The organism is Pseudomonas sp. SWRI92 (genome assembly GCF_014268685.1).
Classification (GTDB): domain Bacteria; phylum Pseudomonadota; class Gammaproteobacteria; order Pseudomonadales; family Pseudomonadaceae; genus Aquipseudomonas; species Aquipseudomonas marvdashtae.
In genome coordinates, this window is record NZ_JABWQY010000005.1 from 238,142 (window position 1) to 256,727 (window position 18,586).

Annotated in this window: 22 protein-coding genes; 11 read left to right on the forward strand and 11 right to left on the reverse strand. The window is 59.2% G+C overall.

Annotation, left to right across the window (positions count from 1 at the left end; genetic code table 11):
• Window positions 1–234 precede the first annotated feature (234 nt).
• Window positions 235–783: an RNA polymerase factor sigma-70 gene (locus HU762_RS11580; protein ID WP_186636745.1), complete on the forward strand. Its 549-nt coding sequence runs from the start codon at window positions 235–237 to the stop codon at window positions 781–783.
• 55 nt (window positions 784–838) lie between these two features.
• On the opposite strand, the gene HU762_RS11585 is transcribed toward HU762_RS11580, so the two are convergent.
• The 3 genes from HU762_RS11585 to HU762_RS11595 all read right to left on the reverse strand — a co-directional run bounded on the left by HU762_RS11585 (window position 839) and on the right by HU762_RS11595 (window position 3,440).
• The gene (locus HU762_RS11585) at window positions 839–1,852 is read right to left on the reverse strand and encodes a GNAT family N-acetyltransferase (RefSeq protein WP_186636748.1); all 1,014 of its coding nucleotides are present in this window, start codon (window positions 1,850–1,852) and stop codon (window positions 839–841) included.
• Window positions 1,853–1,922: 70 nt separating this feature from the next.
• Window positions 1,923–2,699, reverse strand: a complete 777-nt coding sequence (locus HU762_RS11590) for a transporter substrate-binding domain-containing protein (protein WP_186636750.1) — start codon at window positions 2,697–2,699, stop codon at window positions 1,923–1,925.
• Window positions 2,700–2,813: 114 nt separating this feature from the next.
• Window positions 2,814–3,440, reverse strand: coding sequence for a TetR/AcrR family transcriptional regulator (locus tag HU762_RS11595; RefSeq protein WP_186636752.1), 627 nt, complete (start codon window positions 3,438–3,440; stop codon window positions 2,814–2,816).
• Between the two features lie 227 nt (window positions 3,441–3,667).
• On the opposite strand from HU762_RS11595, the gene HU762_RS11600 reads away from it, so the two are divergent.
• Window positions 3,668–4,210, forward strand: a complete 543-nt coding sequence (locus HU762_RS11600; RefSeq protein WP_186636755.1) for an exonuclease domain-containing protein — start codon at window positions 3,668–3,670, stop codon at window positions 4,208–4,210.
• 87 nt (window positions 4,211–4,297) lie between these two features.
• A complete protein-coding gene (locus HU762_RS11605) occupies window positions 4,298–4,582 on the forward strand; it encodes a pyrimidine/purine nucleoside phosphorylase (protein ID WP_186636758.1) in 285 nt (94 codons plus the stop codon).
• 103 nt (window positions 4,583–4,685) lie between these two features.
• Here HU762_RS11605 and HU762_RS11610 read toward each other — a convergent pair whose 3' ends face one another.
• Together HU762_RS11610 and HU762_RS11615 are read right to left on the reverse strand one after the other, a co-directional pair.
• Window positions 4,686–5,495 carry an MOSC domain-containing protein gene (locus tag HU762_RS11610; protein ID WP_186636761.1) on the reverse strand — a complete coding sequence of 270 codons (810 nt, stop codon included), beginning with the start codon at window positions 5,493–5,495 and terminating at the stop codon, window positions 4,686–4,688.
• A gap of 65 nt (window positions 5,496–5,560) precedes the next feature.
• Complete coding sequence (locus HU762_RS11615) at window positions 5,561–6,490, reverse strand: chemotaxis protein CheV (RefSeq protein WP_186636764.1); 930 nt, start codon at window positions 6,488–6,490, stop codon at window positions 5,561–5,563.
• Window positions 6,491–6,969: 479 nt separating this feature from the next.
• Between HU762_RS11615 and HU762_RS11620 the strand changes: the two genes are divergently transcribed.
• The 3 genes from HU762_RS11620 (at window position 6,970) to HU762_RS11630 (ending at window position 9,215) form a co-directional block, all read left to right on the forward strand.
• Entirely contained in the window at window positions 6,970–7,440 is a 471-nt protein-coding gene (locus HU762_RS11620) for a hypothetical protein (protein WP_186636767.1), read from the forward strand.
• Window positions 7,441–7,665: 225 nt separating this feature from the next.
• Complete coding sequence (locus tag HU762_RS11625; protein WP_186636856.1) at window positions 7,666–8,559, forward strand: sensor histidine kinase; 894 nt, start codon at window positions 7,666–7,668, stop codon at window positions 8,557–8,559.
• Window positions 8,556–9,215 carry a response regulator transcription factor gene (locus HU762_RS11630; RefSeq protein ID WP_186636770.1) on the forward strand — a complete coding sequence of 220 codons (660 nt, stop codon included), beginning with the start codon at window positions 8,556–8,558 and terminating at the stop codon, window positions 9,213–9,215. Before HU762_RS11625 ends, HU762_RS11630 begins: the two co-directional genes overlap by 4 nt.
• Here the strand turns inward: HU762_RS11630 and yegS are convergent.
• The gene (yegS, locus tag HU762_RS11635; protein ID WP_186636784.1) at window positions 9,199–10,116 is read right to left on the reverse strand and encodes a lipid kinase YegS; all 918 of its coding nucleotides are present in this window, start codon (window positions 10,114–10,116) and stop codon (window positions 9,199–9,201) included. The genes HU762_RS11630 and yegS overlap by 17 nt on opposite strands.
• A gap of 345 nt (window positions 10,117–10,461) precedes the next feature.
• On the opposite strand from yegS, the gene HU762_RS26725 reads away from it, so the two are divergent.
• Window positions 10,462–10,770, forward strand: coding sequence for a hypothetical protein (locus tag HU762_RS26725; RefSeq protein ID WP_238340377.1), 309 nt, complete (start codon window positions 10,462–10,464; stop codon window positions 10,768–10,770).
• A gap of 55 nt (window positions 10,771–10,825) precedes the next feature.
• On the opposite strand, the gene glp is transcribed toward HU762_RS26725, so the two are convergent.
• Both glp and moaB read right to left on the reverse strand, forming a co-directional pair.
• A complete protein-coding gene (gene glp / locus HU762_RS11645) occupies window positions 10,826–12,013 on the reverse strand; it encodes a gephyrin-like molybdotransferase Glp (RefSeq protein WP_186636858.1) in 1,188 nt (395 codons plus the stop codon).
• Window positions 12,014–12,035: 22 nt separating this feature from the next.
• Window positions 12,036–12,575: a molybdenum cofactor biosynthesis protein B gene (moaB, locus tag HU762_RS11650; RefSeq protein ID WP_186636788.1), complete on the reverse strand. Its 540-nt coding sequence runs from the start codon at window positions 12,573–12,575 to the stop codon at window positions 12,036–12,038.
• 78 nt (window positions 12,576–12,653) lie between these two features.
• Here moaB and mobA point away from each other — a divergent pair, with 78 nt between their 5' ends.
• The 3 genes from mobA to HU762_RS11665 all read left to right on the forward strand — a co-directional run bounded on the left by mobA (window position 12,654) and on the right by HU762_RS11665 (window position 15,016).
• Window positions 12,654–13,256, forward strand: a complete 603-nt coding sequence (mobA, locus tag HU762_RS11655) for a molybdenum cofactor guanylyltransferase MobA (RefSeq protein ID WP_186636790.1) — start codon at window positions 12,654–12,656, stop codon at window positions 13,254–13,256.
• Window positions 13,257–13,331: 75 nt separating this feature from the next.
• Entirely contained in the window at window positions 13,332–13,553 is a 222-nt protein-coding gene (locus HU762_RS11660; RefSeq protein WP_039588986.1) for a YgdI/YgdR family lipoprotein, read from the forward strand.
• A gap of 125 nt (window positions 13,554–13,678) precedes the next feature.
• Window positions 13,679–15,016: an IS4 family transposase gene (locus HU762_RS11665; RefSeq protein ID WP_186636792.1), complete on the forward strand. Its 1,338-nt coding sequence runs from the start codon at window positions 13,679–13,681 to the stop codon at window positions 15,014–15,016.
• Window positions 15,017–15,069: 53 nt separating this feature from the next.
• On the opposite strand, the gene HU762_RS11670 is transcribed toward HU762_RS11665, so the two are convergent.
• The 3 genes from HU762_RS11670 to HU762_RS11680 form a co-directional block, all read right to left on the reverse strand.
• Window positions 15,070–15,960 (reverse strand): pseudouridine synthase, encoded by an 891-nt coding sequence (locus HU762_RS11670; RefSeq protein WP_186636794.1) that lies wholly within the window; start codon window positions 15,958–15,960, stop codon window positions 15,070–15,072.
• Window positions 15,961–16,031: 71 nt separating this feature from the next.
• On the reverse strand, window positions 16,032–16,352 hold the full coding sequence (locus HU762_RS11675; protein ID WP_186609944.1) for a transcriptional regulator: 321 nt from the start codon (window positions 16,350–16,352) through the stop codon (window positions 16,032–16,034).
• Between the two features lie 90 nt (window positions 16,353–16,442).
• Complete coding sequence (locus tag HU762_RS11680; RefSeq protein WP_186636796.1) at window positions 16,443–16,679, reverse strand: glutaredoxin family protein; 237 nt, start codon at window positions 16,677–16,679, stop codon at window positions 16,443–16,445.
• A 188-nt stretch (window positions 16,680–16,867) separates the two neighbouring features.
• On the opposite strand from HU762_RS11680, the gene HU762_RS11685 reads away from it, so the two are divergent.
• Window positions 16,868–18,580 carry a monovalent cation:proton antiporter-2 (CPA2) family protein gene (locus HU762_RS11685; protein WP_186636807.1) on the forward strand — a complete coding sequence of 571 codons (1,713 nt, stop codon included), beginning with the start codon at window positions 16,868–16,870 and terminating at the stop codon, window positions 18,578–18,580.
• The last annotated feature ends 6 nt before the right edge of the window (window positions 18,581–18,586 follow it).

The window sequence follows — 18,586 nt, forward strand, 5'->3', positions numbered from 1 at the left end:
CCCATGGGAACGGATAGCGCCGGCAAATAATTAGTCGCCGACCCTTCGCAACAGACCGCTTGACCGTTGCGCAGAGCGACAAAGGGTCGCAGCGTTCAAGCTGGACTTCCGCTCATCAATAATTCTTCTTCTCAATTGACAATAATTATCATTAAGCCTAATTTGGCCGTCGATGTGTAGGACAGGTCCGATGGACCCGTCGTCCTGCTAACTATTTGCAGCAAGGTGAATTCCATGACGGAACAAGTATCCACAAGCAGGTGCGACTCACCGCTACTTCAAGCATTCGTCGATAACCGAACAATCCTGGTCAAGATCGCCGCGCGTATAACCGGTTGCCGGTCCCGCGCCGAAGACGTCGTCCAGGATGCGTTTTTCCGATTGCAATCGGCGCCACAGATCACCTCATCTTTCAAGGCCCAGCTCAGCTACCTGTTCCAGATCGTGCGCAACCTGGCGATCGATCATTACCGCAAGCAGGCGCTTGAACAGAAATACTCGGGGCCGGAGGAGGAAGGATTGAACGTGGTGATCCAGGGTGCTTCGCCGGAGACCTCGCACATTAATTTTTCCACGCTGGAGCACATTGCCGAGGCGCTGACCGAGTTGCCCAGCCGTACCCGCTACGCCTTCGAGATGTACCGCTTGCACGGCGTGCCGCAGAAGGACATCGCCAAGGAACTGGGGGTCTCGCCGACCTTGGTCAACTTCATGATCCGCGACGCCCTGGTGCATTGCCGCAAGGTCTCAGGGGTTCGTGCGGACACCTTCGCCCGACGCTGATCATCGGTAGTTGTTCAGCCTCATCGCGAGCAAGCCCGCGATGAGGCTTCAAGGCCTACACCAACGAACACCGCTCAAAAAACCGCTCGCGTCCCAGGATCATCAGCGCCGCTCGCTTGTGCGGGAAATCGAATTCTTTCTCGCAATGAAAGCACTGGTTATGCAAATGCCCGATCATCCGCGCGTTATCGGCGCGAGGCTCGGCCACCACTCGTTGAGTGCGCGGGTCATCGAGAAACAGGTAATGGACCAGCGCCGACAGCCAGCTCGCCACCTTGTGCGGGCCGCGGTGCTGCTCCTCGCCGACCAGCATATGGATACCGCGGTCGTAGTCGCTCGCTTCATAGAACGGCGCGATTCGATCTTCCTTGGCCCAATAGGCTTCGAAATAGGCAAATGGCTGCTCATCGAAACAGCCGATCAGCGTCAGGACCCGAGGGTCGTGCTGCAGTTTGGTCAGGTATTGGCGATGCTGCTCCAGGCTGCCCTCTTCCTGCCAGAAACTGGCCACTCGCGGGCTGTTCTGCCAGCGGTTGAAGCGCGTCAGGTCATGCTCGATTTCCAGGGTTCGCAAGGACACCCACGCCCCCAGGCGTGCGTCGAAACGCCGATACACCTCGCCTCGTGGCTTGACGGGTCGGCGAGGATGGCGCTTGCCATCGGTGATGATCATCTGCTGCGGATAACTGCCGCTGAACGATTCGCCCAGCCAGGGCTGCGGCAATTGCCAGAACAGCGTGCGCTCGCACAGGTATTCGTTGGGCTGCGAGGTGCCCACCAGCAAGCCGCTGAGCAGTGCCTCGCCTGGACGTTCATCGAGGTGCCAGACCAGTTGCTGGCACCCCGGATCCCTGGCAAACAACCAATAGCAAGCCGCCCAGAGCGCCGGACCTACAGGCCGATCATTGGGTTCCTGCAAATGCACATGTAACTGGGGACCGCGCTCCAGGCGCAACCGGACCAGCGGCGTGTCCTCGAGCATCAGGCTGAGGTGGCGTTCTGTTTCATCGGCGCCGAGACTACGGCCACCAGGCAAGGGAAGCGTCGTCGCAGGATTGAAGTGAGACATCGAAGGGGCTCGCGTATTCGTCGGTAGTCAACGGGTGACGTGAGCCGGAAGGGGAAATTTAGTCACGCATTCAGTGGGCGTGGGTCGGCACCAGCTCGATTTGGTAGGGCTTGAAAATCGCCAGGAGCTGGCCGTCCTCCCGCAATTTCTGCAGCAATCGACCAAACGCCTCGGCAGAAATGGGCGCCTGCGGTCGGATCAGCGCGTAATGGTGATAAACCTGGTCGATACGCTCGGAGACCAGCAACTGGGAAGCGAGCTGGGGACTGCGCAACAGATAATCGCTGAGGTACGAACGGGTCACCAACGCGATGTCCGCACGCCCGCGCAACATCATTTGCAGATTGCTGTCATGGGAATAGGTCAACGTGGCGTTGAACTGGCCGATGAGGAATTTGGGGTCTGAGTTGAACTGCGCAAAGGCGTAGTGATAGCCGCTGAACAATGCCAGCCGCTTGCCTCGAAGGTCTTCGAAATAGCTCTGCTGGCGATCCGGCAGTTTCTGCGTTACGAAGATCTCCGCATCTTCCAGGCCCATGTCCACCAGCGTATGGGGCACATCCTGCCAGCCCCAGTCCGGATTCTCGAAAATGGCCATGTCGACCCGGCCTTGCTTGAAGTCATTGAAACGGCGTGGGATCGATGTGGGCACCAGGACGAACTGGTAATCGGCCTGCGATCGATTCAACGCCTCCACCAGTTGCGGCAGCAGCCCAGTGTCGGCACCATTCTCGGGACGAACGGTATAAGGTGGAAAATGTGCCGCGCCGATCCGGACCAATTGCGCCGCCTCGACAGGCAGCATCAACAAAAGGGTCAGAGCGGCCAGCAGAACACGCGAGGTCATCCCCATTGGCGAAAAAATCAAGATAACCCACTCCCCAAGAATTCCCATCAATACAATGATGCCGGGCGGTTGCAGCCGCTCAGCCAACCGCGTGGCCCTTACGCCTGAGTTCGATTATTGTTGTTCTTTCAGCACCAGGATCAGCGCCTGCTCGGCCAATTCATCGAGACTCAGGCTGCCTTCGGCGCGAAACCAGGTGGAGGTCCAGGACAACGCCCCGGTAAGGAGGCGCCGCATGATCGACACGTCCCCGCGAATATACCCGGCATCCCTGGCCTCGCCCAAGACCTCGAGCCACACAGCTTCGTAGATATCACGCAGGGCCAGCACTTGTCTCTGCCCTTCTTCGGATAAGGAGCGCCATTCATAGACCAGCACCGCCATCGCCTCGCCGGTACCGCCCATGATCGATTGCAGTTCGCAGCGGATCAGCGCCAACACTCGCTCGCGCACGCTGCCACCTTCGGCGAGCGCCGCGCGCATCAACGCGGTGTTGTAGCGGATGGTTTCCTCCATCACCGCCCGCAGGATCTCGTCCTTGCTTTTGAAGTGATGGAAAATGCTCCCTGATTGAATGCCAACGGCGCTCGCGAGGTCGCGCACGGTGGTGCGTTCAAAGCCTTTGTTGCGAAACAGGTGAGCGGCGGTTTGAAGCAATTTGCCGCGTGCGCTGTCCGGATCGGTCAGTTGCCCGTTGTCGACCAGCTCACGCATCACGCGCAGGGCTTTTCGCTCGTCCACCCACTCTCTCCTACCGTTGATCGGCCAACGCGGGCCACTTCAGCAAATCCAGGTGGCGCGGGCAATTTAAGCTGACCGGGGCAGCCAGGCAAGCGCTCGGGCGCGGTCGTCCGGATCAAGCATGCCAGCGGATCGGCGCAATATTGCAAAACAAGACAGGACTAGGCGGATATGCCGGGTTTGGCTACGCTCAAACCCATCAACACGCCGATACCAGGAACCTTGCAATGCCTCAATGGCTGGTGATTGATCTGGAGGCCACGACCGATGAAGGTGGCTGGCCGGTAACCGAAATGGAAATTATCGAAATCGGCGCCACCCTGGTGAATCGAGATGGCCGGGAAGTGGATCATTTCCAGAGGTTTGTCCGGCCTTTGAGGCGACCATTGCTCACGTCTTTTTGTCGCCAGTTGACGCACATCAGCCAGGCCAACGTCGACAGCGCAGCACCGCTTGCCGGAGTCTGGCCAGCGTTCGAACATTGGCTGGCGCCCTATCACGCAAGCCTTGAAGGCTGGGTCAGTTGGGGCGACTACGATCGCAAGCAATTGCTTCAGGAATGGCAGCAGCAGCAATTGCACAGCATTCTCGACCAGGTACCGCATATGAATCTCAAGCAACGCTTTGCCAAGGCCCGTCGGCTGGAGCGCCCCTTGGGGCTCAATGGGGCGCTACAGCTGGCCGGAATGCAATTTTGTGGGCAACAGCACCGCGCGCTGGAGGACGCCCGCAACACGGCGAGACTGTTGCCCCTGGTGCTCACAGCCTGACCGTAGGGTCCGGCGCGACAGATGACGACGGTTGTGGCCTTGTGCATACTGGCCGGCCTTTTTCAGCCCTTTCTTGAGGAATCGCCCATGTTCAAAGTCAACGAGTACTTCGACGGCACCGTCAAGTCGATCGCCTTCGGCACTGCCGAAGGTCCCGCGACCATCGGCGTCATGGCACCGGGCGAATACGAATTCGGCACCGCCCAGCGGGAAATCATGCACGTCGTTTCCGGCGCCCTGACGGTTAAGCTGCCCGACAGCACCGACTGGGAAACCTTTGCCGCTGGCAGCCAGTTCAATGTCCCGGCCAACAGCAAATTCCAGCTCAAAGTGACCGTCGACACGGCTTACCTGTGTGAATATCGCGGCTGAACCGACGGCGCGGACGCGTCACTCATCTGTGACGAGGTAATGGCGTCGGCGTAACCAAAAATGCCCGTGTCCAATGGCACGGGCATTTTTATTCAAGGGTTCTTTATTCCAGCACTTCGACCGGCATGCCGACTTCAAGGCTGCCATCGCCGTCGTTGACCAGATTCTGGCCGAACATCGCGCCATCCGGGGTCGAACGATACTGCTGCAATGTCGCGAAAGGCTCACGCTTCGGATCACGTTCGCCCGTATGCGGATCGACCGTTGTCATGATGCAGCGCGAGCACGGCTTGACCACCCGGAACTCCACCTCGCCTATGCGAATGCGCTTCCAGCCATCCTCGGCGAACGCCTCGCTGCCTTCGATCACCAGGTTGGGACGAAAGCGCAGCATTTCCAGCGGGCGACCGACCTTGCTCGATAAATCCTGCAAAGAGGCCTGGCCAATCAGCAGCAGCGGAAATCCATCGGCGAAGGCGACCTTGTCGTCGTCCTTGCCGTAGCCGGCCGCCGTGGTGCGAGCCAACTCCACCGGCACATGGACCAACCGGGTGGGATTGCCGATGAATCCGCTGACCCAGGCCGCCGCCTCGTCGCCTGCATCCGGCACGCGCAAGGTGTCACGCCAGATGATCACGCCGCGCCGTTGTTCTTCGCCGGCGGACGGCAGCGGCACCTCGATGGTGCCGTGGCCCGGCGCGCTGAGGGTCAGACCACCCGCCTCGTTCCACACAGCCGAGAGCTGGCTCATTTTTGCCACGGCTCGCTGGGTCAGGAACCGTCCGTTGGCCTCGTCCACCAGCATCCAGCGCCGATCACCGTCGAGCCCGAGCTTGTCCAGGCCAATCCCTTGCAGCAGCTGGCCCTTGCCGGACTTCAACGGATAACGGTACAGCGCGCTCAGCCGCAACATGGTCAACTTCCCTGGTGGCGAAAAAACGCAACCTTATACGAGCCGACTGTCGAAGCAAACCTCGATCAGCCGTGGTCGAGCATCAACCGCTGACGCACCACATCGACCAGCTTGTCCGGCTGGAATTTGGAGAGGAAGTTGTCACAGCCGACCTTCTTCACCATCGAGTCGTTGAAGCTGCCGGACAGTGAGGTGTGCAATACCACGTAGAGCGCGCGCAGGCGCGGGTCGTTACGGATTTCGGTGGTCAGGCGATAGCCATCCATCTCCGGCATTTCCGCGTCGGTGAAAATCATCAGCAACTTGTCCGTCATGACCTCCCCTGTATCCGCCCACGCCTTGAGCATGTTCAACGCCTTCAGGCCATCGCTGGCGATGTGCATCTTCACGCCCAACTGGCCCAGGGTGTCACGCAACTGGGAAAGCGCGACATTGGAGTCGTCGACCAGCAATACTTCACGACCGCGGGCGCGCTCCAATACCGGATCCTCGAGTTTTTCCCGGGACACCTTGGCGTTGTAAGGCACGATTTCGGCGAGGACTTTTTCCACGTCGATGATCTCCACCAACTGGTCGTCCACCTTGCTGATGGCCGTCAGGTAATGCTCTCGGCCGGCGCTGGTCGGAGGCGGCAGGATGGCTTCCCAGTTCATGTTGACGATGCGGTCCACGCCACCCACCAAAAACGCCTGGACCGAGCGGTTGTACTCGGTGACGATGATGGTGCTGTTCGGTCCCGGCACCAGCGGACGCATGCCGATGGCCTGGGACAGGTCGATGACCGGCAACGTCTGGCCCCGCAGATTGACCACGCCACAGACGAACGGATGGCGCTGGGGCATCAACGTCAGCTTCGGCAGCTGCAACACTTCCTGGACCTTGAAAACGTTGATGGCGAACAACTGCCGCCCTGCCAGGCGAAACATGAGAATTTCCAGGCGATTCTCACCCACCAGTTGGGTTCGTTGATCTACTGTGTCGAGAATGCCGGCCATCGATGACTCCTGGGCTTGTTCGGATGAATCCTGTAAAGGCTTTATCGGCTGCATGAGCCGTTTCTTGACCCCGACATGAAATAGCTGCGAGGGGCATTGATGTCACATTAACATCATGCTTTACTGGCTTCCCGTCTCTACCCGTAATTTTTCTCGCTGCGCGACTTCGGTTTGCGTGCAAAGTTCCCCTGCCTAAGGGATTCCCCTAGGCACAATCAGGTCTAACCTGATATTCCCGCTATCCAATAGCCATTAATGTGACGCCATTCTCATTGCTGAATGGAGTCAGGCCCTTGTGCGCGACCGTAGGACATCGGACTTCCAGTCGTTCGGCCGAGCTTGCCGGTGCAATCGTTTGCGAGCCGGCGTTGGCCGAGCGGCAGAGGCTGGCGACGCGCCGTCGCTCGTTGTCGGTCATGAGACCCAGCCGTTCGCCACACGCGATCACTTTCGCCTGACATGATGTTGTGGAGATAAGCATGCCGAACGATCGCAAGAACTGGAGCCAGCGCCTTCCCGAGTTCCTGATTGAAGCCGAGACGCTCTTGGCCAAGTCAGAAGAATGCCTGAGCCACCTGCAATTGATCAACAACGACAAGGACGCCATTGATTGCATGCTCAGCACCTTGCTGAAGCTGGCAAACAAGGCCGATGCCTTGGCGTTGGAGGCCGTTTCGGAGTTTTCGCTGCACATCCATGGCTTGCTCACTCATGCGCAACATCACATGGAGCTGCACGATCAAGCGCTGGACGCGCTGAAAGATTGTTTCACACTGATGGCCTGGCAACTGGAACTGGTCGACCACACCACCGGCAAGCTGGGCCTGGACAACAGCGAACAGACCTCTCTGATCGAAGCATTTGCTTTTCAGGTAGGCCAAAGTCCTTGCGAGGTATTACAACCACCGCGCTCCTTGGCAGTGGTCCCCTTCGCTCAGAAACAAGCCTGAAACCGCTCGTTACGGCTCGCGATCAGGTGTCCGGCTCGCTGGGCATTGCAGCCGCCAAGCCGAACGCGACCAACGATATTTGAAGTGGTACTATGTCTCGCGTCAGTCGCTTCGAACAGCCGCCGCCAACTGAAGCCGTCCCCGACCTGAAACGTTTACCCGACCCGGCCCGTCAGATGCGCTGACCGGCCTGCCCGCAGCGAACATCCATTGGCTCCATCCGCTATGTACGCCAGCTTCAAGTCACTTATATCCTGGCCACCCTCCCGAGAAAACGCCCGCCGGTTCACGTTGCTGCTGTGCATCTGCTCGACCCTCGGCTGCCTGCTGGCCTACTTGACGGCCGTTACCGTGCCGTTGAGCTTGCTGGCGTTGAATGTCGCGGCCCTTGCCTGTGTCTGGATCCACTATCGGCTGTCGCGAAAGTCCATCAAGTTCCAACCGCAGGAACTGGCGGATCGGCTGCTCGAAGTCCAGGAAAACGAGCGCCATCGACTCAGCCGCGAACTGCACGACGACATCGGGCAATTACTGACCGCGGCAAAGCTGCAAAGCGAATGGCTCAAACGCCGCATGCCGGAAGATTTGCAAAGCCAATGTTCCGTGCTCTGCGAGACGCTGGACGAAACCCTGAATAAAGTGCGGGACGTGTCGGCCATTCTCAACCCGAGACAGCTGACCAGCCTGGGACTCGAAGCCAGCCTGCGCGCGCACCTGCTCAAGACGCTGGCCAATACGCCGGTGAATTGGAGCCTGGACTGTCAGCAGCGCATGACCGGCATACCGGAAGAAATGACGGTCGCCGCCTTCCGCATCACCCAGGAAGCGGTCACCAACATCCTGCGCCATGCCCAGGCGACGAATCTCCTGGTACGCCTGCAACGCCTGCCCGAGGGTCTTACGTTGTTGATCAGTGATGACGGCCAGGGATTCGTCCCGGCCACCCATCCCGCCCGCGAAGGGCAACGCGGCATGGCCGGGATGGCGGAGCGAGTCGCACAACTGGGCGGCACCCTCAAGGTTACCAGCGAGGCCGGAAAAGGCACGCATATCGAAGCTCGCATTCCCTGGGCGCCTCGCACCCTGGAACGGGCCAGCAAGAATAAGGTTCTCCATTGACTTGTAATTTGCTTTTGGTAGATGACCACTCGCTGATCCGGGCCGGGGTGCGCGCCCTTGTCCTGGATCTGCCTGGCTACGCCGTCATCGGCGAAGCCAACGACGGCGCACAGCTATTGGAACTGGTGGAGCGACTCGATCCGGATATCGTGCTGCTGGATATTTCGATGAAAGATACCAGCGGCCTGCAAGCCTTGCAGCAACTCAAGCAAGCGCGTCCCCAGAGCAAGGTGTTGATCCTGTCCATGCACACCGATCCCGCGCTGATCATGCAGGCGCTGGAATCCGGAGCCCATGGTTATCTGCTCAAAGACACCACAGCCACCGAGCTGGAACACGCCCTGGATGCCCTGCGCAATAACGAGCGCTACCTTAGCCCGGCCATCGCCCATACCGTGATCAACCAAGCATTGACCCGTGTGCAAAAACACCAACCCGATCCAGCCCAGACCCATAACCTGACCGCTCGCCAATTGGAGATCCTGCGGTTGATCGTTCGCGGCAAATCCACCCGGGAAATCGCCAACGGCCTGAGCCTGAGCATCAAGACCGTAGAAACCCACCGAGCCCAGATCATGAAGCGCCTGCAAATCCATGATGTCGCGGGGCTGGTGCTATTTGCGGTACGCGAGCAGATTATCAGCCTGGACGACTGAGCAGGCCCGAAGATCCCAATAGAGGCGAATCCGATGGCAAGTGCACGCGCAACGCCTTGGGCCGCACTGTGAAACGCAGCTCATCGACCTCCAAGGGTTCGCCATCCAGATTGATATCCAGGCCTTGGGCTACCTTGATTTCCACCCATGGCAAGCGCGCCCGTACGAACATGTTGTCGATACCCAGCCCGCCGGACAACAGATCCCTGAGGGTACTGACTACTTCCTGAGGTGCGGGCAGGATGCTTATATCGAGCAACCCATCGTCGGCCAGCGCCTCAGGGCACAGCACATGGCCCCCTCCGGCCTGCCGACCATTGCCTATACCCAACGCCAACAGATCGCCACGCCAATGAAAACCGGGCCCCTGCAGCTCGCCATAGGCAGCACTCAGCTCACTGAATCGTGAAAGGCCGGTAAACAGATAGGCGGCACCGCCAAGGACCTTTTTAAGGTCCTCGGAAGTATTCGCAGTGACCTGGCTGCCGAAACCGCCGGTGGCCATGTTGAGGAAGATCCGTCCACCGACCTCGCCCAGATCAACCGCCCGGGGCTCGACATCGAGTAGATCAAGGGCCTGCTCCGGGTCCAGCGGAATCCCCGCTGCCCGAGAAAAATCATTGGCAGTGCCCAGCGGCAGCAACACCAGGCTGGCGTCACCAGCCTGCAGGGCGATGGCCTCGGCGATGTCGCGCAAGGTTCCGTCGCCGCCGCCAGCGATCAGTTGCGTGTAACCGGCGTCCAGTGCTTCCTCGACACATCGCTGGGCATCGCCGGCTTCCCACGTCAGCCGAACCGCCAGATCCCAGCCTTGTTTGCGCTTTAGCATCACTGCCGCGCGAACCTCTTCGTTGAGCGCCTGCTTACCGTGCAGGATCAATAGCGCCTTGCCTTTGCTCATCGTTGTCTCCGTCATTGGAAAGGTTCAGGAAATGAGACCGCCCGCGCAGCCGAAAAAGCCCGGATTCGTTCAATCTTTATAAAAAACCCACGGTTCGCCTTTCGTTGCCACAAAAAACCGCACGGCTTCTCTCAGGGATTTCCTTATTCAAGGAATTTTCTTACAAGTCTTGGCGAATCCGTTCAATTGACCCTCTAGTCATATTGAGACACCTTGGCATCAGGTTACGTTGAAACAAAAAATCGATCATTTAGAAGGATGTGTTGCCCATGGACGGATATGCCACGGCCTGTAGAGGTCCGCTTGATCGCGGGAAAAATCATGTTTGCCGGGGAGAAACGCCCCATGCATAGCCATGAAAACAAGGTATCGCTCCGGCAGTTCGTACCCTTCTGTGGTGAACGAGCCGATGAGCAAAACGAAGGAAAAAGCTGCAGTAACCCTGCTGGAGGAACTGATTTGGAACCGCGCGTCGTTGAACTGGAAACCCACCTCAAGTACATCCGCAGGGACATGGATGAAATCCGCACCGACGTCAAGGCGGTTCGACACCGACTTGCCTATATGGCCGGTGCGGCGGCAGTGGTAATCGGATTGCTGGGCTGGGTCGCGAACAACCGATTCGACCAACTGGTGACGTTACTGTCGCGCTAAAAATTACAAGTAGCGGCCCGAGTACCTGCTCGGGCCTGAATATGTTGAATCAGAGCTAACCCAAGACTTCGCTCAAGGGAATAAAGCTCACTTCATCGCCCTCGACCAGCGTTCGCTCTTCGAGGATCTCGACCAGCCCGTCGGCCCAGGCTGCGCTTCGCAAGACGCCCGAACTCTGGTTGCGGTAAATAACTGCGCGGCCATTTTCAATACGGCCTCGCAAGTACTCTCTCCGACTGCCCGCCTTCGGCCAGACGAAACCGGCAGGCACCTTGAACTTGAGCGGTTCCACAGACTGAACGCCCTGGCGTCTCAGTAAATATGGCCGAGCCAATAGGGCAAAAGTCACCAGCGTAGAAGCGGGATTTCCGGGCAGGCCTATTACCGGTACGCCACGGAAATGTCCGAATGTCAGCGGTTTTCCGGGCTTGATGGCGAGCTTCCACAGCGTCAGCTCACCTTCTTCACGTAACGCTATGCCCAGGAAGTCGGCCTCACCCACCGAGACCCCACCCGTGGAAAGGATCAGGTCGACATCTGCCAGCCCGGCCAGGCACCGGCGGGTAGCGGACAAATCGTCAGGCAGGATGCCCGCATCCACGACCTCGCACCCCAGACGCTGCAGCCACCCGCAAAGCAGCACGCGGTTGCTGTTGTAGATCTGCCCCGGCCCCAGGGGCTGGCCAGGTTCCACCAGTTCATCGCCCGTGGACAGGACTGCAACGCGCACTTTGCGCACCACTTCCAGCGATGCACAACCCAAGGATGCCGCGAGTCCCAGCTCGATAGGACCCAGGCGAGTACCGCTGCACAGAACCTGTTCGCCGACGGTTGTTTCCTGCCCTTGGGGACGGATATTTTGCCCGCTCGCCAGGGGCTGGGTGAACCGTACCCGCTGGTCATCTTCGACCACGACGTTTTCCTGCATCTCGACGCAATCGGCGCCGACCGGAACGGGCGCCCCGGTGAAGATTCGCGCGCAGGTACCCGCGGCCAAGGGGTCTGGAGACTGCCCGGCGAAAATCCGCTGACTGACCACCAGCGCCTCGCCATGCCAGTCGGCCAGGCGCAAAGCGTAGCCGTCCATGGCGCTGTTGGGCCAAGGCGGCAGATCGAGCGTCGCCACCAGATCCTCGGCCAGCACCCGGCCCTGCGCCAGCGCCAGGGGCACCCGCTCGCGCTGGATGATCGGCGAAGACGCCGCCATCTCAAGCAACCGCTCCAACGCGACCTCGACGGCCATCAAGGCCCCAGTCTTGCCCGGTTTACCCACGGGATTCACAAGGAGCCGCCTGTTTCAAATGGGCCACAAAGTTACACGGCCGATGCCGCGCATCCAATTGCTCAGCCAGGATTGCGTCCCATCCGGTGCGCACCGCATTGGTTGAACCCGGCAGGCAGCACACCAGCGTACCGTTGGCCAGGCCGGCCAGTGCTCGGGACTGCACCGTTGAGGTGCCAATGTCCGCCACGGATATCTGCCGGAACAATTCGCCGAATCCGTCGACCTGTTTGTCCAACAGGCACGCAACGGCCTCGGGAGTGCTGTCACGACCGGTGAAGCCGGTACCACCAGTGATCAGCACCACCTGTACTACCTCGTCGGCAATCCACGTGGCGACTTGCGCGCGGATCTTGTACAGATCATCTTTTAGCAACACCCGCGCCGCGAGGTTATGCCCTGCCTCCGTGAGCCGGTCGACAAAGACCTGTCCCGATGTGTCGGTTTCCAGGGTACGGGTATCACTGACAGTCAGTACCGCGATATTGAGCGGCACGAAAGGTACATCAGCCTTGGCTTTCATAGGCTCTTCCAGTTGTAGAGGAAACAGCCTGGTGTTATATCACAGCGCCTGATTTTTTCGCCCGCGCGGAGACACACGATGACCTCGAACACTCCCCTGCCTTGCTGTTCCGTCCTGCTCCTGGCGGGCGGGCGCGGGCAAAGGATGGGCGGGCAAGACAAAGGTTTGCTGCAATGGCACGGAGAACCGTTGATTGCCCACCTTCATCGGCAGACCCGGACCTTGAGCGATGACCTGATCATCTCCTGCAACCGCAACCCGGAACGTTACGCCCTGTACGCAGATCAGCTGGTTCATGATGAGGAAGGGGATTTTCCCGGCCCACTGGCTGGCATCCGTGCGGGCCTCAGGGTGGCGCGGCATCCTTATCTGCTGGTCCTGCCGTGCGACGTACCGCAGATTGATGCAAGCCTGCTCGACAGCATGCGCGAGACGGCAAGCCAACACCCCGACAAGCCGTTGATGGTGCGTCATGGCGAACATTGGGAGCCGCTGCTGTGCGTCATCCCGGTAGCGCTGGCAGCAACGTTTGAACAGGCGTGGCAGGAAGGCGAACGCAGCCCTGGCCGCATCATGCGCACGCTGCATGCCGTGGCCTTGCAGTGCCCCGCCAATGATCCGAGGCTGGCTAATCTCAACACACCGGAGCTCCTCGCCCATCACGCAGGCGTGTCAGATTGACACTAGCCAGGAACTTGCTCGCGATGTATACGTCTGAAGGTCAGTAACTTGAAGAATTCATTTCGGAGAAACACCATGACTCAACGGACCCTCGCTACTTTCATGCTCGCGCTGGGCCTCGCCACTCTCGCCGGGTGTGCATCGCCAACAGTGATTACCTTGAATGACGGTCGCGAAATCCAGGCCGTCGACACGCCACATTACGATGAAGACAGCGGCTTCTACGAATTCGAGCAACTGGATGGCAAGCAGACTCGCGTGAACAAGGATCAGGTTCGTACCGTTAAAGACCTGTAATCTTCGACGTCACGGCAGATGAAGAAAAGCCCGCATTGTTGCGCAATGCTGTTCACTTAAGGATTGTTGACTAATCCTCGGGCAGCAGGAAAATCCGGAATCTGATTAAGGATTCCGGATTTTTTATGTCTGTCGCTCAGGATTTAGGCGCTGTTCTGGACTTTGCTGAGCAGCCGCTCACTCGCCTCGACGTTTTCGCTGATCACATTCCTCAAGAGTGGATTAGCACTGCCGCAGCTTTGGCCGAGAAGGCGACTATCCGACGTCGACGGCTACCCTGCGACATGGTGCTCTGGCTAGTCGTCGGGATGGCGCTTTTCAGAGGCGAGCCCATCGTTGAGGTCGCCCGCCGACTCAATATCTGCGCCGAAGGTCTAGCCAACGAGGTGCTCTTGGCAAAAAGCGGGCTGTCACAGGCGCGCCAGCGCCTGGGCAATCAGCCTGTGCAATGGCTATTTCGACAGTGCGCCAATGCCTGGGGATACGAGCGTTACCCGCAAGACGACTGGCATGGACTCCAGGTTTTTGCCGTCGATGGCGCATTGTTCCGAACGCCGGAAACACCGCAGTTACGGGAGCACTTCGGCTCAGGTAACACCTCCTCCAATCGGCAGACGCCTTACCCGGTACTGCGTCTTGTCGCGCTGATGAATGCCCGCGCCCACATTATCGCCAATGCAGCCATCAGTCCTTATCGCAAGGGAGAAATTCCTCTGGCCAAGGACTTTGTCGAGAGCATACCCAGCCACTCGGTGACTTTACTGGACAAAGGTTTTTTCAGCGCTGATCTGTTGTTAAGTATTCAAAACGCTGAGCAAGACAGGCACTGGATGATCCCCGAACGCAAGGGGACGGTCAGAACCGAAGTCGAACATTATGGCGATGGCGATTATCTGGTACAGATGAAGGTCTCGCCGCAGGCGCGTAAAAAGAATCCGGCTTTACCTGAATACTGGCAAGTGCGCGCTGTGACCTATGAAGTCGAAGGAAAGGAAAAGACGGTCTTCACCTCGCTACCGGCCTCAAAATTCAGTGCCGAGCAGGTCGCGACGCTTTACCACGAGCGGTGGGAAATCGAGTTGGGGTTCAGAGATATCAAAAGCTCAATGCAAGACAATGCACTGACGCTTCGCAGCAAGACTGTGGATCTGGTGTATCAGGAATTATGGGGGCTGTTACTGGCTTATAACGTGGTGCGCCGGGAGGCCAGTCAGGCTGCGGTTGCTCACAAGCGAGCGCCGAGCGAAGTAAGCTTCAAGTTTGCCTGTCAGCACATTGCCAGCCATTTGGTGGTAATGGCCGGGGCCGTATCGCCGTCCCATACCCCAAGGCGCCTGGAGGAACTTCGAGGCAGCATAGGCGTGCTCTTCATAACAAAACGCCCCAGACCGGCGAGGCCCAGGGCGGTGAAGATGTCAAAAACCCGGTATCCGGTTAACCGCAAAGCTGCTCCGCTTAAGTGAACAGCATTGCGCATTGTTGCGGGCTTTTTGTTGCCTGTCCTAAAGCGGCGCCATTACCAACGCAGCGTTATCGCGCTTTCAAAGGAGCGCTCCACACCCGTGATCGGATCGATGAAACGCAACCCACGCGCCAGTAACTTGAGTGGACTGGAATAATCATCCTCGGCATCTCGAACCACGTCGGGGTAGAAGGGATCGTTGCAGATGCCCGCCCCCAACGCGTTCATATGAACCCGTAACTGATGTTTCTTGCCGGTCACCGGATACAGGCCGTAGCGCCACAGGTCGCCATTCCTTTCAAGCACTTCAATGGCCGTTTCGGTATTGGGCTCGCCCGGCCCTTCTTGCATCCGAAAGAACGGCTCCCCGTTGATCATCCGGCTCTTGTGCACGTGCGGAAAAGCCAATCCAGGCAATGCGGGGGCAATGGCTTGGTAATATTTTTCGATCCGTCGCGTCGGAAATAACGATTGATAAGCTGAACGGGTCAGCGGATTGGCTGAAAACAGCACCAGCCCGGCCGTGTGGCGATCGATGCGGTGCAAGGGCACCAGATGGGGATTGTCCAGCCGACGAATCAATCGCCGCAACAACGTCTGCTCAACGTACTCCCCCGCTGGAGTGACAGGCAGGAAATGCGGTTTGTCAGCCACCACCAAGTGTTCGTCAGCATGGAGAATCGACTCCACTACCGGGATCGGCTTTTCGTCGGGGACTTCCCGAAAGTAATGGATGCGCAGCCCTTCACGGTATGGCAAGTCGGCACGAATCGACCTGCCCTCTTCGTCCAATACTCGTCCCCGGGCGATCCGATCCAGCCATTGCTCGCGGCTGATCGCGCTGAAATGCTCGCAGAGACAATCGAGCACTGTCTGCCAGGCGCCGGGCGGCAAATACAGCGTGCTCGCCTGATGGTGAGCCGCGGAAAACGATGAACCAGACATTGAAGACTCTTTAACCTTTACGGGGTCGGCATTATCCGATAGTCACGCAAACCAGCCCAGCAATGATTGGCTCATGCGCGGATTGGCGTCGGTCTCGCTGCTGCTTCGGTGAACTCTTTCAGCCAGCGCAGCACCTCGACCGCCTCCCACCGCCCCGGGTCGTACAATGCATACAACAACCCCTGGTAACCCACCACATCCAGCTGCTTGTGATAACCGGCGCGCTGGAACAGTGCTTCGATCTCGGCGAAACAGGTGTTGAAGTGCAGTTTATTGAAGGGCGTCTTCCCTTCGGTCACCAGACCATCCAGGCGCAACTCCAGGACCGCCTCACGCACAACGTCCGCGGACATCCTGTTCACGCTGTTTTTCAATTGCTCGACATTGACCAAGGCACGCACTCCGGATAGCTGTATAGGCATACAGTAACCGAAGAATCTCATTTCGCCAATGGCGGCGTGTGACTCAAAGGATGGAAGGTATCAACGCAGGAAGGCGGCGACCTGATCGGCATCGAAGGGCCAATCCAGCTCCGCGCCAGTGTCGACCCTGCGTAATACCGGAATGCGCAAACCGTAAGCTTCGAACCACGCCTCGCGTTCGGCGATATCCACCAACTCCACCAACAATCCGTGTTCAACGAAGGGCATCAGCTCGGCCTCTGCAACTTCACACAAATGGCATCCCAGGGTGCCGAACAACTGGCATTCAGGCGGCATGGCAGGTAGACCCAAAAAAGATAGACGGTCATTCTAGGCCTGCCTCGTGAAGCCGTCGAGACGGGTGCCGTGATTCAGAATGTTTCGGTAAAGCGCTGACGCAAATCATTGAGCACGAAAGTATTTTCGACGATGCTCGGTTCATTTCTCCTCTACGCTGAGTGTCAGCACCTGAAACGGAGTATCCCTTGTTTACCAACCTGCTGATCATCCTCGCCTCGTCCCTGGTGGTCATTGCCCTGTTCCGGCGAGTGCGCCTGCCGCCCGTGCTTGGCTATCTCTGCGTCGGATTGGCCGTCGGCCCGACCGCGCTGGACTGGGTGAACGACAGCGAGGAACTGCCGGACCTTGCCGAACTCGGCGTGGTCTTCCTGCTGTTCTCGCTGGGCCTGGAATTCTCGCTCTCGAAGATGCTCGAATTGCGCCGGGTGGTGTTCGGACTCGGCAGCCTGCAGGTGGTGGGTTCGGGAGCGCTGCTGGGCGCCCTGCTGGTGGGCTGCGGCGCTCCGGCGATGGCGGCACTGTTGCTCGGCGCCGGGCTGGCCTTGTCCTCCACCGCCATCGTCAGCAAGGAGCTGACCAGCCTGGGGGAGATTTTCACCAGTCACGGCCAGAATGCCATCGGCGTGCTGCTGTTCCAGGACGTCGTCGCGGTACTGCTCCTGACCCTGGTGCCGGTGTTTGCCGGCAGCAGCGAGCACGCCTGGTATTGGGCGCTGCCCCTGACGCTGGGCAAGACCCTGGTGCTGTTCGGCGGCTTGCTGTTGGCCAGCCGCTTGCTGCTGCCACGGCTGTTCCACGAAGTAGCGGCGTCCCGGTCCGCCGAGCTTTTTGTGTTGCTGGCCCTGGTGATCGTGCTGCTGACCGCATGGCTTACCCACCTGCTTGGCCTGTCACCGGCTCTTGGGGCATTCCTCGCCGGCATGTTGCTTGGCGAAAGCCATTATCGGCATCAGATCGAGGCCGATATACGGCCGTTCCGCGATATCCTGCTGGGACTGTTCTTCGTCAGCATCGGCATGCTGATCGACTTGCAACTGTTCGTCGAGGATGGCCTGCTGATTCTCGGGCTGACGCTGGGATTGATGATCATCAAGGGCAGCGTGGTCGCCGCGCTGGTGAAGTGGCGCGGCAGCGATGGCGAAACCGCCTGGCGCAGCGGCTTGGCCCTGGCCCAGGGCGGCGAATTCTGTTTCGCCCTCATGGCACTCATGCAACAGAACCGCCTCATGCCCGCCGACATCGGCGGGCTGTTATTGGCCGCCACGTTTTGCTCGATGCTGCTGACGCCGCTATTGCTGCGCGCCGCGCCAGCCATAGCCGCCCGGCTCCATCGCAAGCCCAACGAAGAAGCGCAGCTGGACCAGATCAGCGAGCTCAATGCCGGCTTGTCAGGTCATGTGGTCATTTGCGGATATGGTCGCGTAGGACAGTCGATCGGGCGTTTTCTACGCCGGGAGGGACTGGGGTTCGTTGCCCTGGATGACGACCCGGTCATCATCCGCGAAGCCTCGGTTGGCGAGAAATGCGTGCACTATGGCGACTCACGCCGGGCAGACCTGCTCGCCGCCGTCGGGCTGGGTCGCGCAAGATTGCTGGTCGTCGCGGTAGACAAGACGGACATTGCAATGACCGTGCTCAAGGAGGCCCGGCGGGTCAATCAGCAGGTGCCGATCCTGGTGCGTACCCGCGACGACAGCCAACTGGCCGAGTTGCAAGCTGCCGGGGCCACCGAAGTGGTCCCGGAGTTGCTGGAGTCGAGCCTGATGCTGGCTTCTCACGCGCTGATCATGCTCGGGCTGCCGGAGCAGCGGGTCCGGCATCATGTGGATCAAGTCCGACACGAGCGCTATGGCCTGCTCCACGGTTTCTACCCGGGCAATCAGGACAAGGAACCGTAGCGCAAT

Coding starts and splice junctions, on each gene's coding strand:
- HU762_RS11580 (WP_186636745.1), top strand. CDS start 235: ATGACGGAACAAGTATCCACAAGCAGGTGCGACTCACCGCTACTTCAA.
- HU762_RS11585 (WP_186636748.1), bottom strand. CDS start 1,852: ATGTCTCACTTCAATCCTGCGACGACGCTTCCCTTGCCTGGTGGCCGT.
- HU762_RS11590 (WP_186636750.1), bottom strand. CDS start 2,699: ATGACCTCGCGTGTTCTGCTGGCCGCTCTGACCCTTTTGTTGATGCTG.
- HU762_RS11600 (WP_186636755.1), top strand. CDS start 3,668: ATGCCTCAATGGCTGGTGATTGATCTGGAGGCCACGACCGATGAAGGT.
- HU762_RS11605 (WP_186636758.1), top strand. CDS start 4,298: ATGTTCAAAGTCAACGAGTACTTCGACGGCACCGTCAAGTCGATCGCC.
- HU762_RS11610 (WP_186636761.1), bottom strand. CDS start 5,495: ATGTTGCGGCTGAGCGCGCTGTACCGTTATCCGTTGAAGTCCGGCAAG.
- HU762_RS11615 (WP_186636764.1), bottom strand. CDS start 6,490: ATGGCCGGCATTCTCGACACAGTAGATCAACGAACCCAACTGGTGGGT.
- HU762_RS11620 (WP_186636767.1), top strand. CDS start 6,970: ATGCCGAACGATCGCAAGAACTGGAGCCAGCGCCTTCCCGAGTTCCTG.
- HU762_RS11625 (WP_186636856.1), top strand. CDS start 7,666: ATGTACGCCAGCTTCAAGTCACTTATATCCTGGCCACCCTCCCGAGAA.
- yegS (WP_186636784.1), bottom strand. CDS start 10,116: ATGAGCAAAGGCAAGGCGCTATTGATCCTGCACGGTAAGCAGGCGCTC.
- HU762_RS26725 (WP_238340377.1), top strand. CDS start 10,462: ATGCATAGCCATGAAAACAAGGTATCGCTCCGGCAGTTCGTACCCTTC.
- glp (WP_186636858.1), bottom strand. CDS start 12,013: ATGGCCGTCGAGGTCGCGTTGGAGCGGTTGCTTGAGATGGCGGCGTCT.
- moaB (WP_186636788.1), bottom strand. CDS start 12,575: ATGAAAGCCAAGGCTGATGTACCTTTCGTGCCGCTCAATATCGCGGTA.
- mobA (WP_186636790.1), top strand. CDS start 12,654: ATGACCTCGAACACTCCCCTGCCTTGCTGTTCCGTCCTGCTCCTGGCG.
- HU762_RS11660 (WP_039588986.1), top strand. CDS start 13,332: ATGACTCAACGGACCCTCGCTACTTTCATGCTCGCGCTGGGCCTCGCC.
- HU762_RS11665 (WP_186636792.1), top strand. CDS start 13,679: ATGTCTGTCGCTCAGGATTTAGGCGCTGTTCTGGACTTTGCTGAGCAG.
- HU762_RS11670 (WP_186636794.1), bottom strand. CDS start 15,960: ATGTCTGGTTCATCGTTTTCCGCGGCTCACCATCAGGCGAGCACGCTG.
- HU762_RS11680 (WP_186636796.1), bottom strand. CDS start 16,679: ATGCCGCCTGAATGCCAGTTGTTCGGCACCCTGGGATGCCATTTGTGT.